Source organism: Tardiphaga sp. 841_E9_N1_2, from assembly GCF_051811065.1.
GTDB lineage: Bacteria > Pseudomonadota > Alphaproteobacteria > Rhizobiales > Xanthobacteraceae > Tardiphaga > Tardiphaga robiniae.
Genome location: NZ_JBPWQC010000001.1, coordinates 3,303,538 through 3,317,816, shown reverse-complemented (window position 1 = coordinate 3,317,816; position 14,279 = coordinate 3,303,538). Strand labels below are relative to the sequence as shown.

12 protein-coding genes are annotated in these 14,279 nt (G+C 62.2%); 11 read left to right on the top strand and 1 reads right to left on the bottom strand.

The features are described from left to right. Nucleotides 1–44 precede the first annotated feature (44 nt). The 3 genes from AB8A50_RS16000 to AB8A50_RS15990 all read left to right on the top strand — a co-directional run bounded on the left by AB8A50_RS16000 (nt 45) and on the right by AB8A50_RS15990 (nt 4,180). On the top strand, nt 45–1,286 hold the full coding sequence (locus AB8A50_RS16000) for an acetamidase/formamidase family protein (protein WP_439078273.1): 1,242 nt from the start codon (nt 45–47) through the stop codon (nt 1,284–1,286). A gap of 128 nt (nt 1,287–1,414) precedes the next feature. Beyond that, complete coding sequence (locus AB8A50_RS15995) at nt 1,415–3,775, top strand: acetamidase/formamidase family protein (protein WP_439078272.1); 2,361 nt, start codon at nt 1,415–1,417, stop codon at nt 3,773–3,775. A gap of 18 nt (nt 3,776–3,793) precedes the next feature. Further along, nucleotides 3,794–4,180, top strand: coding sequence for a RidA family protein (locus tag AB8A50_RS15990; protein ID WP_439078271.1), 387 nt, complete (start codon nt 3,794–3,796; stop codon nt 4,178–4,180). 25 nt (nt 4,181–4,205) lie between these two features. Here the strand turns inward: AB8A50_RS15990 and AB8A50_RS15985 are convergent, their stop codons facing one another. Continuing rightward, entirely contained in the window at nt 4,206–4,643 is a 438-nt protein-coding gene (locus AB8A50_RS15985) for a MarR family winged helix-turn-helix transcriptional regulator (RefSeq protein ID WP_068735340.1), read from the bottom strand. 173 nt (nt 4,644–4,816) lie between these two features. Here AB8A50_RS15985 and AB8A50_RS15980 point away from each other — a divergent pair, with 173 nt between their 5' ends. The 8 genes from AB8A50_RS15980 (at nt 4,817) to AB8A50_RS15945 (ending at nt 14,090) form a co-directional block, all read left to right on the top strand. Continuing rightward, complete coding sequence (locus AB8A50_RS15980; protein ID WP_439078270.1) at nt 4,817–5,998, top strand: substrate-binding domain-containing protein; 1,182 nt, start codon at nt 4,817–4,819, stop codon at nt 5,996–5,998. A 157-nt stretch (nt 5,999–6,155) separates the two neighbouring features. Further along, nucleotides 6,156–7,670, top strand: coding sequence for an amidase (locus AB8A50_RS15975; RefSeq protein WP_439078269.1), 1,515 nt, complete (start codon nt 6,156–6,158; stop codon nt 7,668–7,670). A 35-nt stretch (nt 7,671–7,705) separates the two neighbouring features. After that, nucleotides 7,706–8,563 carry a branched-chain amino acid ABC transporter permease gene (locus AB8A50_RS15970; RefSeq protein ID WP_439078268.1) on the top strand — a complete coding sequence of 286 codons (858 nt, stop codon included), beginning with the start codon at nt 7,706–7,708 and terminating at the stop codon, nt 8,561–8,563. 4 nt (nt 8,564–8,567) lie between these two features. Then, nucleotides 8,568–9,788 (top strand): substrate-binding protein, encoded by a 1,221-nt coding sequence (locus tag AB8A50_RS15965; protein WP_184511885.1) that lies wholly within the window; start codon nt 8,568–8,570, stop codon nt 9,786–9,788. Nucleotides 9,789–9,858: 70 nt separating this feature from the next. After that, entirely contained in the window at nt 9,859–10,890 is a 1,032-nt protein-coding gene (locus AB8A50_RS15960) for a branched-chain amino acid ABC transporter permease (protein ID WP_439078267.1), read from the top strand. Between the two features lie 2 nt (nt 10,891–10,892). Beyond that, the gene (locus tag AB8A50_RS15955) at nt 10,893–11,627 is read left to right on the top strand and encodes an ABC transporter ATP-binding protein (RefSeq protein WP_439078266.1); all 735 of its coding nucleotides are present in this window, start codon (nt 10,893–10,895) and stop codon (nt 11,625–11,627) included. Then, a complete protein-coding gene (locus tag AB8A50_RS15950) occupies nt 11,620–12,321 on the top strand; it encodes an ABC transporter ATP-binding protein (RefSeq protein ID WP_439078265.1) in 702 nt (233 codons plus the stop codon). The genes AB8A50_RS15955 and AB8A50_RS15950 overlap by 8 nt, the downstream gene beginning before the upstream one ends. A gap of 332 nt (nt 12,322–12,653) precedes the next feature. Next, nucleotides 12,654–14,090: a PLP-dependent aminotransferase family protein gene (locus tag AB8A50_RS15945; protein WP_439078264.1), complete on the top strand. Its 1,437-nt coding sequence runs from the start codon at nt 12,654–12,656 to the stop codon at nt 14,088–14,090. Nucleotides 14,091–14,279: the final 189 nt, after the last annotated feature.

Genomic DNA, 14,279 nt, shown 5'->3' with positions numbered 1-14,279 from the left:
CGTGATGCGTCGCAAGTTCGTTCAATGTCTATGAGGGCCTCAGCATGAAGCATCATCTTCTTCCAGTGTCGCCGAAGACCGTTCACTGGGGCTATTTCAGCAAGATCGTGACGCCCGCGCTGACGCTGAAGTCGGGCGATCGCGCCACCATCGAGACGCTGACGCATCACGCCAATGATGATTACGAGCGCATGATCGAAGGCGATCCCGGCGCCGAAAGCGTGTTCAAATGGAGCCGCGAGCACAAGGCGGTGGTGCGGCGCGGCTCGGGCCCGACCGAAGGCCCGTTCATCCGCGGCTCCGGCGAAGGCGTCGGCGTGCATCTGCTCACCGGGCCGGTGGCCATCGAAGGCGCGGAGCCGGGCGACGTGCTGGAAGTGCGTATTCTCGACGTGCGCCCGCGGCCGGCCTGCAAGGCCTGTCATGCCGGCAAGTGCTTCGGCTCCAACGTCGCCGCGAATTGGGGCTTCCACTATCACGACCTGATCGAGGAACCGAAGCCGCGCGAGGTCGTGACGATCTTTGAGCTGGATACATCGGGCGAACCCTTCGCCAGGGCGGTCTATAATTATGTCTGGACGCCGCAGATTGATCCCGATGGCATCCTGCATCCGACCATCGATTATCCCGGCGTACGCGTCGATCACGCGACCATCAGGAAACGCGAAAACATTCTGCCCAATGTCAGGGTGCCGGCACGGCTGCATTTCGGTACCATGGGCCTCGCGCCATCCGAGGAGGATTTCGTGTCGTCGATCCCGCCGAGTTACACAGGCGGCAATATCGACGACTGGCGCGTCGGCAAGGGCGCCAAGATGTTCTATCCCGTGGCGGTGCCCGGCGCGTTCTTCTCGGTCGGCGATCCCCATGCCGCGCAGGGCGACAGCGAGCTCGGAGGCACGGCGATCGAGACGTCGCTGACCGGCGACTTCGAATTTATTCTGCACAAGCATCGCGACCTCGGTGGGACACCGCTGGAGGGCCTGACACACCCGATGCTGGAAACGCCCGATGCCTGGTCGGTCTATGGCTTTACGTTCCCGAACTATCTCGCCGAACTCGGCGCCAATGCGCAGCTCGACGTCGCCAATCATTCCAGCCTCGATCGGGCGATGCGCGATGCGTTCCGCAAGCTCAGGCGTTTCCTGATGACGGTGCACAAGATGAGCGAAGACGAGGCGATTTCGCTGATGTCGGTCGGTGCGGATTTCGGGGTGACGCAGGTGGTCGATGCCAATTGGGGCGTCCATGGCACAATCCGCAAGAACGTCTTCCGCTGCGACTAAGCGGATGAAATTGCACTGAATTCGGCTATGGGGATGATGGCGCGGTGATCGGGGAAGTTGCAGGGCAGGGCGCTGCGTCCTTCGGGATGGCACGGAGGTTGCTTCGCTTCGGCTATGAAGGTCGATGCATGAGCCTCCGTCCGTTCACCAGCGAATCCTACTCTGAAGACGACCGCCCCGAAGCATGGCGCGACGTCCTGAGTTCGATTGGCCTGCAGCCGACGGCTGCGACGGCCACGCATCACGGCCACGCCACTGCAGTTCGTCGCACCTTCGAAGGTATTGCACTGGCCAAATTGTCTGCTGGCGCACAGGCGATCTCGCCGCTGTCGGATCTGGCCAGCGACCATCCCCTGGTGCTCCTGCCGCTTGAGGATGGCGTCGCGCTAAAGACTGCAGCGGGACATCAAATCGTGGCCGCTGGACATCTGCTGCTGTTGCCGCGCAAAGGGGACTGGAGCGTCGCATTCCAGCGCGACATGCGCGCGGTGGTGCTCTCGGTGACGTCCGATCTGCTGCACAGCCGCCGCGCCAGTGCACCCGCCATCGCCGATGTCCAGATCGTAGGCCCCGGCGGCTTCGGCGACGTGTTCGCGCGTATGATGGAACAGGCGGCCCACAACCTTGAAACATTGTCCGATGCCGAATGGTTGGCGATCGCACAAAGTCTTGCCGATCTGTTGCCGACCTTTACACGTCAACTGGCCGAGCCGACGGCCGATCTCAACAGCGGCACGGCGACCAAGGCTGCGACCTTGCATCGGCTGTGCCAGACCATCGAGCGACGCCTCGACGATGCGGATCTGACCCCGGCCAAGGTGGCGCAGGCCGAGGGCATCTCCGAACGTTATCTGCAGAAACTGTTCGAAGGCACCGGCAGCAGCTTTACGCATTACCTGCGCGAACGCCGGCTGCAGCGCACCTGGGCCGATCTGTCGAATCCGTCCGAGGCGCATCACTCGATTTCCGAGATTGCCTTTCGTGCCGGCTTCAATGACTCCGCGCATTTCAGCCGCACGTTCCGTCACCGCTTCGGCCTGTCGCCGCGCGAATTCCGCCAGAATGAAGCCGAGCGCTTGACGGCGTCGGCCACGGCGGCGGGACAACGCGGATGGCCGCAGGAAGCGCTGGCGCAGTTGCGCAGCCAGCACGCGCCGTCGACCACGGGGAAGATTGCGCAGCCGGAGCCGGCCGAGACGATCACGCACGGCATCGCGGATGCTTCGAAGAATCTCCGGCACCATCATCTTGCCGCCGATGCATCTCGCGTGCACTGGGGCTATTTCAGCCGCTCGTTGCCGCCGCAGATCGAGATCAATTCCGGCGACACGATCACCATCGAAACACTGACGCAGCACGCATCCGACGATCCCGAGCGGATGATCAAGGGCGATATCGGCGCTGAGAGCGTGTTCTGCTGGACGCGCGATCAGAAGAATGTCGATCGCCGCGGGGCCGGTCCGATGGACGCCTCGATCTATGGCCGTGGGGCCGGTGAGGGCTTTGGCGTCCACATTTGCACCGGGCCGGTGGCGATCAGGGACGCGCAGCCCGGCGATGTGCTGGAAATTCGCATCCTCGACATCGTGCCGCGCGCCAGTCGCAATCCGGATTTCGACGGTCAGGTTTTCGGCAGTAGCGTCGCGGCGTGGTGGGGCTATCACTACAAGGAATTTCTCGCCGAGCAGAATGCGCGTGAGGCGGTGACGATCTACGAAATTCTCGATCACGACGACGTGCCATATGCGCGCGCGCTCTACTCGTATCGCTGGGAGCCGCAGACCGATCCGTTCGGCACCGTGCACAATACCTACGATTATCCGGGCATTCCGATTACGCCGGCCTCTGTGCGGCGTCGGCATGACGTGCTCGACGGCATTCGCATTCCTCTGCGTCCACATTTCGGTGTCATTGCCGTGGCGCCGCGAGAGGCCGATCTCGTCGATTCAGTGCCGCCAGCCTATTTTGGCGGTAATCTCGACAATTGGCGGCTCGGCAAGGGATCGACGGTCTATCTTCCGGTGTCGGTGCCCGGCGCATTGCTGTCGGTCGGCGATCCCCATGCCGCGCAGGGCGACGGCGAACTCGGTGGCACGGCGATCGAATGTTCGATGACCGGAACGTTCCAGGTGATCTTGCACAAGAAGGGCAATCTCGCCGGCCAGGCGTTCGCCGACCTCACTTATCCGCTGATCGAGACCGAGAGTGACTGGGTGTTGATGGGCTTCAGCCATCCGAACTATCTCGCTGAATTCGGCGCCAAGGGGCAGAGCGAGGTCTATGCGACCTCGTCGCTCGATCTCGCGATGAAGGACGCCTTTCGCAAGATGCGGCGCTTCCTGATGAACATCAAAGGTCTCACCGAAGATGAGGCGATCGCGTTGATGTCGGTCGCGGTCGACTTCGGCGTGACGCAGGTTGTCGACGGCAATTGGGGCGTTCATGCCATTCTGAGCAAGCGAGTGTTCGACCACACGTCAAAATCATAAGGTCCAGGAGACGCGCTGTTGCAATTTCACATGATCACCGGCGGGCCGAAGCCGGTCGCGCCGTTCAGCCATGCTGTGGAGACCGGCGGCTTCGTGTTCGTCACCGGGCAGATGCCGGACACGCCGGCGATGCCGGGCGTGCTGCCCGATGGCATCGTGGCTCAGACCGAAGCGGTGATGGAAAATCTGCGCGTGGTGCTCGCGGGGCTCGATCTCGGCTTCGAGCACATCACCATGACGCGGATCTATCTCACCGAATTCAAGCGCGACTACGTGGCGATGAACGAGACCTATCGCAGCTATTTTCCGCCGGATCGCCTGCCGGCGCGGACCTGTATCGGCGTCACGGGCCTCGCTTATGACGCTCTGATCGAAATCGACCTGGTCTGTCGACGGCCCATATAATGGTCGGTGCGAAGAGATGGAAAACCTAGTTCGCCTTTTCGATCAGGCTTTCCAGCAGGCGCTTCAGGTCGGCCGTTGCCTTGTTGCCGTAGTTCTCGGCGATATGGGCCTCCTGGCTCAGCGCCAGCGAGTTCAGCCGCTGGGTCAGAGTCTTGCCACGGTCGGAAATGAACATCACCACCTTGCGGCGGTCGTCGGGGTCCTGCACCCGGTAGACCAGTGCATCAGACACCATCCGATCGACCATCTTGGTCAGGGTCGGATGATTCAGCAGAACCGCATCGGCGAGGTCGCCCATGGAGTGGCCCTTGCCGTCGGACAGCACTTTCAGAATGCGCCACTGTTCGACCGGCACGCCTTCCTTCTTGAAGCGCGCATCGAGCTGGCGATTAATTTCCCGGTTCGCCTGCGCCAGCAGATAAGCGAGGTGTTCGGTGATGGGCGTGCTCGGCGTTCTGGCCACGGTTGGGAAACTTTGCTGGAAGGGGTGATGAATATTAAGCGACTTTGCCTGATCCATATGCACGGGAATCGTTGAATATTCAATATTTTCCTCTACGATATTTTCTTTCGCACGATTTTACTGCCGATAAATTGACGCCGCACCGCCGCTGACAACGTCGAAAGGAGAGCGACATGCTCTCGTCACTGCAGATTGCAACGACCGGCGCGCTGCCGATGCCGGCGCCATGGTTGCTGAAGGGCTTTCAGGACAGGGGAGGAGGTCGTGACGCGATTGCACGTCCCGATCTGTTTCCGCGGCGTCGCAATCGCGAAAAGCTGCGCGTCGTCAATTTTATCGGCCTGTCCGGCCCGGCCGGGATCTGGGGCCTGGCGGGCACCAATAGCATGATGCTCGCGGCATCGGAGATCAATCGGCGCGGCGGCATTCTCGGGCGCGAGATCGAGCCGGTGTTTCACGACGCCGGCGGCGATATCGATGGCGTTGCCCGCACGGCAGCCGACATGATCGCGGCTGGCGATGTCGATGTCATCATGGGCTCGCATATCAGCGCGGTCCGCGTCGCGTTGCGCAAGGTGATCGCCGGGCGCGTGCCCTATATCTACACGCCTGTCTATGAGGGCGGAGAACGCACGCCCGGCGTGATGGCGATCGGTGAGACGCCGCGCGATCAGTCGCGCCCGGCCATCGAATGGCTGGCGAATGAAAAGAAGGCGAAGCGCTGGTATCTGATCGGCAGCGATTACGTCTGGCCGTGGCTGGCCCACAAGGCCACCAAGACATACATCGCCGGCGCCGGAGGGCGCGTGGTCGGTGAGGAATTCGTGGCGCTTGGCGAGCAGAATCACGATGCCCAGATCGCCCGTATCCGGGCGGCCAAGCCGGATGTCGTAGTCATCTCGCTGATCGGCACCGACAGCATCGTGTTCAACCGCGCCTTCGCCGAACATGGTCTGTCTTCGAAGGTTCTCCGACTGGCGGGGGCCATGGATGAAACGCTGCTGCTCGGCATGGGCGCGGATAGCTCCGAGGGGCTCTATTGTGCATCGGGCTATTTCGTCGACCGTGCGTCGGCGGCGAATGATGCATTCCGTGCGCAATATGAAGCATCGTTCGGACGCTGTGCGCCTGTGCCGGGATCGGTCGCGCAGTCGAACTACGAGGGGCTTCGGTTTCTCGAATCCGTGGCGACCAAGGCAGGCTCATTCGACGTCCGGCCGATGCTGAACGCGGCGTCCAGCGTGGCCTATCACGGCGCCCGCGGTGAGGTCAGCATGCGCGGCGGGCGGGCGAAAATGCCGATCTATCTTGCTGAAGCAGACGGTCTGGATTTCAGGCTCATCCGGACATTCTAGGTCAGTCGCAGACTCGATCAGGACGACCCTGAAAAATAATACTTGAAAAGGAAAATATTTCTCTTTCTAATGATGCGCGAAAGGCGACACCGTCGTCGCCTTGACGGCATGGGCATCCCGAAGAAATGCCGCGCCGGTTGCATCAGGAGAAATCATCGTGGCCGTTTCACTTCCCACTCCCGATCAACTCCTCGCCGTCGCAGATCAGTGCGGCCTCGCACTATCCGCGGAGGACGTCACCTCGTTCCGCGCGCTGATGCAGGGATCCGTCGATGCCTACAACGTCGTGGCGGCGATGCCCGACGAAGTACCCGAGGTGAAATATCCGCGTACGCCTGGCTATCGGCCCGCGCCGGAAGAGAACACGCGCAACGCCTGGTATCGGAAGTCCGTGGTGAAGGGTGCGCCCAGCGGCAAGCTCAAGGGCAAGACCGTCGCGCTGAAGGACAACATCATGCTGGCCGGCGTGCCGATGATGAACGGCTCCTCCACGCTGGAAGGCTATGTGCCGGATTTCGACGCCACCATCGTCACGCGCATGCTGGACGCCGGCGCCGAGATCATGGGCAAGGTGCATTGCGAATCCTTCTGCATGTCCGGCGGCAGCCACACCAATTCGACGGGCAACGTGCATAACCCGCACAAGATGGGCTATTCCGCCGGCGGGTCGTCGTCCGGCAGTGCGGTCGTTGTCGCGCTCGGCGAAGTCGACATGGCGATTGGCGGTGACCAGGGCGGTTCGATCCGCATGCCGTCGTCCTTCTCGGGCACCTATGGCATGAAGCCGACCTGGGGTCTGGTGCCTTATACGGGCATCATGCCGATCGAGATATTCGTCGATCACACTGGCCCGATGACATCCAATGTCGCTGACAATGCGCTGCTGCTGGAAGTGCTTGCCGGCGATGACGGCTATGATCCGCGGATCAAGTCGCCGGAAGTGCCGGAATACACCAAGGCGCTCGGCACCGGCGTCAAGGGCATGAAGATCGCCATCGTCAAGGAAGGTTTCGAGCAGCTCGGCGCCGAAGACGCGGTCAATCGCAGCGTTCGCGAAGCCGCTAAGCGCTTCGCCGATCTCGGCGCGACAGTGGAGACGATCTCGATCCCGATGCATCTCACCGCGGCGGCGGTGTGGACCCCGATCGGCACCGAAGGCATGACGCAGACCATGATGGTGGGCGACGGCTATGGCCTCAGCCGGTCGGATCTCTATTCGACGTCGCTGATGGACGCCCATCGTGGCTGGCGCGGGCAGGCGGACTCGCTGTCCGAAACCACCAAGCTGCTGCTGCTGTTCGGCACCTATATCAACAATAATTTCGGACCGCGCTTCTATGGCAAGGCGCTGAACATCTCGCGTCGCGTCACGGCTGCCTATGACAAGGCGCTGGCGAGCTATGATCTGTTGCTGATGCCGACTACGCCGATGAAAGCGACACCGCTGCCGGCGCCCGGCGCGCCGCGTGAAGAAGTCGTCGGCCGCGCCTTCGAGATGATCTCCAACACCTCGCCCTTCGACATCTCGCATCATCCGGCGATGTCGATCCCCTGCGGCATGGTCGATGGCCTGCCCGTCGGGTTGATGCTGGTCGGCAAGCATTTCGACGAGATGACCGTCTATCGCGCGGCTCATGCCTTCGAGCAGTCCGCTGATTGGAAGACGATGTGAGGCATCCATGCAGAAGCGAGGATCGGTGATCACGCATGGATAATCTGATCATGGCGGTCTTCGAGATCGCCAGTTTCGGGGCGATCGTCGTGCTGGTCGTGCTGGGGCTGGGGATCATCGCCAGCATGATGGGTATCTTCAATTTCGCGCAGGGCGAGTTCGTTCTGCTCGGGGCCTATGTCACCTACATTGTTCACACCGCGGGTTTGCCGGTGTGGGTCGGTATGGTTGCGGCGCCATTTGTCGTCGGCGCGCTAGGCTTCGTGCTGGAACGGCTCATCGTCCGGCGATTCTATGCTGCGCCGATCGTGGCCATGCTCGGCACCTATGCGCTTGGGCTGATCATCCGCGAGATCGTGCGTGGCCTGATCGGCGGACTGTATTTGTCGGTGCCGGAGCCGGTCGGCGGTTCGGTGACCATCGGCGGCATGCATTTCTCAACCTGGCGTCTGGTGATCATCGTGATCACCGCGCTGGTGATGGCAGGGAGCTATCTGCTGCTGGCGCGCACCGCGTTCGGCCTGCGCATCCGCGCTTCGCTGGAGAACCCGGCGCTGGCGCGGGCCTCCGGCATTTCGACCAACGCAATCTATGGCGCAACCTTCGCCTTTGGTGCCGCGCTCGCAGGTCTGGCCGGCGCACTGATCGTGCCGGTGTTCACGCTGTTCGCCGATCTCGGCATTCGCTTTCTGATTCAGGGCTTCGTGGCCGTCATGGTCGGCGGCATCGGCTCTTTTGCAGGTCCGGTCGCCGGCGCCGGCCTGATCGGCACGCTGAGTGCGGCGCTGCCTTGGGTCATCTCGCCCGTTATCGCCGATGTCGCCGTATTCGTGCTCGCCATCATCTTCATCAAATTCCGGCCGCAGGGCCTCGTTGCAGGAAAAGGGGTTTAGTCCGATGTCTCAAGACGCCAACACTCTCAGCCGTCGCCGCTTTCTCGGCAATGCGGCGCTGTTCGGTACGGCCATCGCCACTGGTGTCGGCAGTTGGGTGATCCGGCCGGACTGGGCCAACGCGGCTGCCGGACCGATCAAGGTCGGCGTCGGCACCGATCTCACCGGGCCGATGGGCTATGCCGGCAATGCTGACGCCAATGTGGCCAGGATGGTGATCAAGGACATCAACGATGCCGGCGGTTTGCTTGGCCGACCGCTGGAACTGTATATCGAGGACACCGCGTCCAATGAATCCGTCGCGGTCGGCAATGTCCGTAAGCTGATCCAGCGCGAAAAGGTCGATCTGGTCATAGGCGGCATCACCTCGTCGATGCGCAACGCCATCAAGGACGTCATCGTCTCCCGCGGCAAGACGCTCTACATCTATCCGCAGCTCTATGAAGGCAAGGAATGCACGCCCTATCTGTTCTGCACCGGGCCGACGCCGGCGCAGCAATGCGATGAATTCATCCCCTGGCTGATCAAGAATGGCGGCAAGAAGTTTGCGTTGCCCAGTGCCAATTATGTCTGGCCGCATACGCTGAACGTCTATGCCCGCAAGGTGATCGAGGCCAATGGCGGCGAGGTCGTGTTCGAGGAGTACTACCCGCTCGACCAGATCGATTTTTCGTCGACCGTGAACCGCATCATTTCGAACAAGGTGGATGTCGTCTTCAACACCGTCATTCCGCCAGGTGTAGGGCCGTTCTTCAAGCAGCTCTCCGAAGCAGGCTTCCTCAAGAATGGCGGGCGGCTCGCCTGCGTCTATTATGACGAGAACACGCTCAGCATCAATCAGCCTGCCGAGATCGAGGGCCTCGCAAGCTGCCTCGATTACTTCAAAGCGCTGACGCCGGAAGATCCGTTCAGCGCCAAGCTGCAAGCCGCCTATGAGAAGCAGTTTCCCGGCAACTTCCTGTTTGCGGCTGGTAGCGCCGCGACCGGCACCTATCGCGGCCTGAAACTGTGGGAGGCGGCCGTCAAGGAAGCCGGTAGTGTCGATCGTGATGCAGTTGCCAAGGCGCTCGACCATGCCAAGATCGCCGAAGGCCCGGGCGGCCCGGCCGAGATGGTCCCCGGTCAGCGGCACTGCAAGATGAAGATGTACACGGCGGTGGCCAAGGGCGGCAAATATGAGGTCGTCGCGCGCAGCGCCGGTCTCGTCGATCCCAAGGAATGCTAAGTCGATAACCGAACCTCGCGGGAGTGGCCGATATCACTCCCGCTTCTCTTTCTCTCATGCCGGCGACCTGATGACCGAGACGACGCCACTCTCTGCCGTATCTCTGACGCGAGGCATCAGCGCATCGCGCCAATGGCGCGTGCTGCCGATGATCGAGATCGCAGTGCTGGTCATCGGCCTGCTGCTGCCGCTGGTGCTGCAGGACTATCTCACCGTCTATGCCACGCGCGTGCTGATCCTCTGCCTGTTCGCGCTGTCATTCGATCTGGTCTGGGGCTATGCCGGCATCATGAGTTTCGGCCAGGCCGTGTTTTTCGGCTCTGCCGGGTATGGCGTGGCGCTGCTGGCGCGCGATCTCGGCATCACTTCGATCCTGCTCGTCCTGCCTGCCGGCCTTCTGATCGGCTTCGCCTTCGCGCTGCTGCTCGGCGGCTTTCTGCTGCTTGGTCGCCATCCCGCCAGCGTCATCTTCGTGGCACTGGGCACACTGACCGGCTCCTATGCCTGCGATCGTCTGGCGCGGGGGTGGTACTATCTTGGCGGCCAGAACGGCATTCCCTCGATCCCGCCGATGACAATCGGCAGCTATGAGCTCACAGAGGGACCTGCCTATTACTACATGGCCATCGGTTTCCTGATCGTGGTCTATCTGCTCTGTCGTTTCCTGATGCGCTCGCAATTCGGCCTCGCGCTGGCCGGCCTGCGCGAGAACGAACAGCGCATCGCCTTCTTCGGCTACAAGGTGCAGCACCTCAAGGCGATGATCTTCTCGCTGAGCGGGGCTATCGCCGGGCTCGCCGGCAGTCTCTATGCGTTTCACGAAGGCTTCGTCTGGCCCAACATGCTGGGCGTCGTGATTTCCACCCAGGTCGTGCTCTATGTGTTGTTCGGCGGCTCCGGCACACTGATCGGCGCCGTGATCGGCACGGTCGTCATTGAGGCTGTCAGCTTCTGGCTGTCGAACAGCTATCAGGACATCTGGCCGATCATTCTTGGCGTATTGCTGCTGCTGGTCATCCTGTTCCGTCCCGCAGGACTGGTCAGCCTGTTGTTGTCAGAGCGCGAGCGCGTCGGCAGCTTCGGCCGTCCGGGGAAGCGATAGTCATGGCGCTTCTGGAAGCAAAAGGCCTCGTCAAGATATTCGGCAAGCTCACGGCGCTGAACGGCGCCGATCTCACCATCGCTGCCAATGAATTCCACGGCCTGATCGGACCCAATGGTTCCGGCAAGAGCACGCTGATGAAATGTATCGCCGGCGCCGAGACGCCGACGCAGGGCACCGTCACTTTCGGCGGCCACGATATCACGCAGGCCTCGCCGGCCGAGCGCGCCCGTGCCGGCATGAGCCTGAAATTCCAGATCACCAGCGTGCTGCCGGCGCTGACGCTGTACGACAACATCCTGCTGGCGCTGCAGGCGCAGACATCGCTGCTCAATCTGGCGCTGTCGCGCACCCGTGGCGTGCTGCACGACAAGGTCATGACGATGCTCGAACAATTTCGCCTTGTCGATCGCGCCCACGAGCCGGCCTCCGCGCTGTCGCACGGCCAGCAGCAATGGCTCGAGATCGCCATGGCGCTGGCGCCGGAGCCGAAACTGTTGCTGCTCGACGAGCCGACCGGCGGCATGAGCCTGGAAGAACGCCGCGTCACCGGCGAATTGCTGCAGCCGATCAAGGCGCGCTGTTCGCTCGTCATCGTCGAGCACGATCTCGATTTCATCCGCGACATCTGCGACCGCCTCACAGTGCTGGATCAGGGCCAAATCCTGCAGACCGGCACGGTGCAGCATGTGCAGTCGTGCCCCAGGGTCCAGGAGGTCTATCTCCGCCGTGCCTGACGATAAATTGCTCGATATCCAGTCGCTGGATGCCGGTTACGGCCGCAGCCAGGTGCTGTTCGGCGTTACGGTCAGCGTGCCGTGGCGCGGCGGCGTCGCCATTCTCGGCCGCAACGGCGCCGGCAAAACCACGCTGATGAAGGCTATTGTGGGTGAGTTGCCGGTGCTCGGCGGTGCGGTGAGCCTCGATGGCCGCGATGTCGGCAAACTGCCGACCGAGCAGCGCATCCGCCGCGGCGTCGGCTATGTCCCGCAGGAACATTCGGTGTTCGCGAAACTCTCGGTGCGGGACAATCTCGCCGTCGGCGCGCTGACCAATCGCGACAGCGGGGCAGTCAACCGGGTCCTGGAGATTTTCCCCAAGCTCGGCCAGCGGCTCGACCAGTTTGCCGGCACATTGTCCGGCGGTGAGCGCAAGATGCTGGCGATCGGGCGCGCCATGCTGTCCGATCCCAAAATCCTGCTGCTGGATGAGCCGACTGAAGGCGTCTGGATCGGTGTCATCGAGGAAATCACCGAGCGCCTGATCCTGCTGGCGAAGGACATTGCCGTCGTCATCGTCGAGCAGCATCTGGATCTCGCGCTTCGGGTCGCGAGCCGCGCTTACGTGCTGGATCGCGGCCGGGTTGCGCTGACAGGTTCGGCGCAGGAAATCCGCAACGATCCACGATTGTTGCAGTATCTAGCGCCCTAGAACTGAGTGAGATCGTTGGCGCACGCCTTTGCAGCCCTTGCTTCAGAGTGAACGCTTTTGGCGTCTCGCATATTGCGGGGGCCGGTATTTCGATCGGGATTTTAACGCGCTGGAAGCGTCTTGGCTCGGATCTCAAACCGTGTGCAGGGCGCGTGGCAAGCTCCGCCATTTGGGCTGTACGCTGCGATGTGGACGTCCAGCCTTCCGTGCTGTTACGTGTTCGGTCGCATTCATCTCGATCGTTTGTCCGGGCCCCGTTTCGCATGCAGAATTCCACTGGCCAGAGGAGACGGGTGTCGCTCGCGGGCATCCGTCTTGACCGGGCTTCGTCAGTGGCATTGCCCCAGCAGATCGCGGCGCAGATGCGCGAGGGGATTCTGCACGGGACGCTGCCGGCGGGCACCCAGTTTCTCGGTTCGCGGGAGATTGCGCGCGAACTCGGTTGCTCGCGTATGGTGGTGCTGAGTGCCTGGGACATCCTCTACGCCGAAGGCTATCTGGAATCGATGCCGCGCGGCGGTGTCTCGGTCGCCGCAGTCAGCCGCAGCGCGGCATCGCCGGCGGGCGCGTCTGCGGATACGTCTCGTATCGCCGGTCCCATCTCTCAGCGCTGGCAGTCGCTGATTGGCTTCACCTACGAGACTAATTGGGCGTCCGATTTCAGCCCCGGTGCGCCCGATATCTCGACCTTTCCGTTCGGCGACTGGGCTCGGTTGCTGCGTCAGACGTCGCTGCACCCCGACAAGGAGGAATGCCTCGATTTGTCCCCCGCCGGGCTTCCCGAGCTTCGGCGCGAGATCGCGGACTTCCTCGGCGCGGTACGTGGTCTCGTCTGCACGCCCGAGCAGATCGTCGTGACCTCGGGCACTTCCAGCGCGCTCGACCTGTGCAGCCGCATGATCCTCGATCATGGCGACGAAGTCTGGGTGGAGGAACCGGGCTTCGTCGAGGCGCAGTGGTCGCTGACAGCGGCGGGCGGTAAATTGGTGCCGATACCGGTGGACGACAAGGGGCTATGCGTCACCGAGGGCATTCGCCGCGCGCCGAATGCGAAGCTGATCGTGGTGACGCCGTCGCATCAGTATCCGCTCGGCGTCAGCATGGGGTTGGAGCGGAGGCTGGAATTGCTTGACTGGGCCAATCGCAACGACGTCTGGATTGTCGAGGACGACTACAATTCCGAGTTCCGGCATCAGGACAGTATGATCGCGTCGCTGAAGTCGCTCGACCGCGAGCAGCGCGTGATCTATCTCGGCACTTTCTCCAAGATCATGATGCCGAGCTTGCGCCTGGGCTATATCGTCGCGCCGGAGCGCTTCGTCGAGATCTTCACCAAGGGCCGTGCGCGTATCGACGTGCACAGTTCCGGTATCGGTCAGCGCGCGCTCGCTGAATTCATGCGCGAGGGCCATCTGCTGCGCCATCTCCGCCGCATGCGAAAAGTTTATGCGGAGCGGCAGAAGGCCCTGATGGATGCGATCCGTCAGTATTTGCCTGATGATCTCACCGTCGCTCCCTGCGCAACCGGTCTTCATCTCGTCGCTCTGTTCACCGAGCGCCTGAAGGCGCGGATGAGCGATGTGGAGGCCGCCCGGCTGTTGAAGCAAGCGGGTCTCCACGTGCAGCCGCTATCGCAGAATCATCTGGAGACGCCGATCTATGCCGGCCTCGTATTGGGTTATGGTCGCCTCAAGCCCACCGATGCGACGCGTCTGATCGCGAAAATGGCGCAGATTCTCGGTGTGGAGCCATCTGCGGCAAAAAAATAATTCGATCCGCCATATGCGTTTCCCGGCAATGGCCGCGCGCCTGCGAATTGATCAATCGTCGGCGGGGAGCCCCCCGCCGCCGCCAAGGCGCGATCTCGTCGACCCATCGACGGCGCGACAACTGCCGCACATCCTGCATCTGAGCGCATAGGCGCGTCGATGAAATCTTTGCTGCATTTGCGTGCAGCG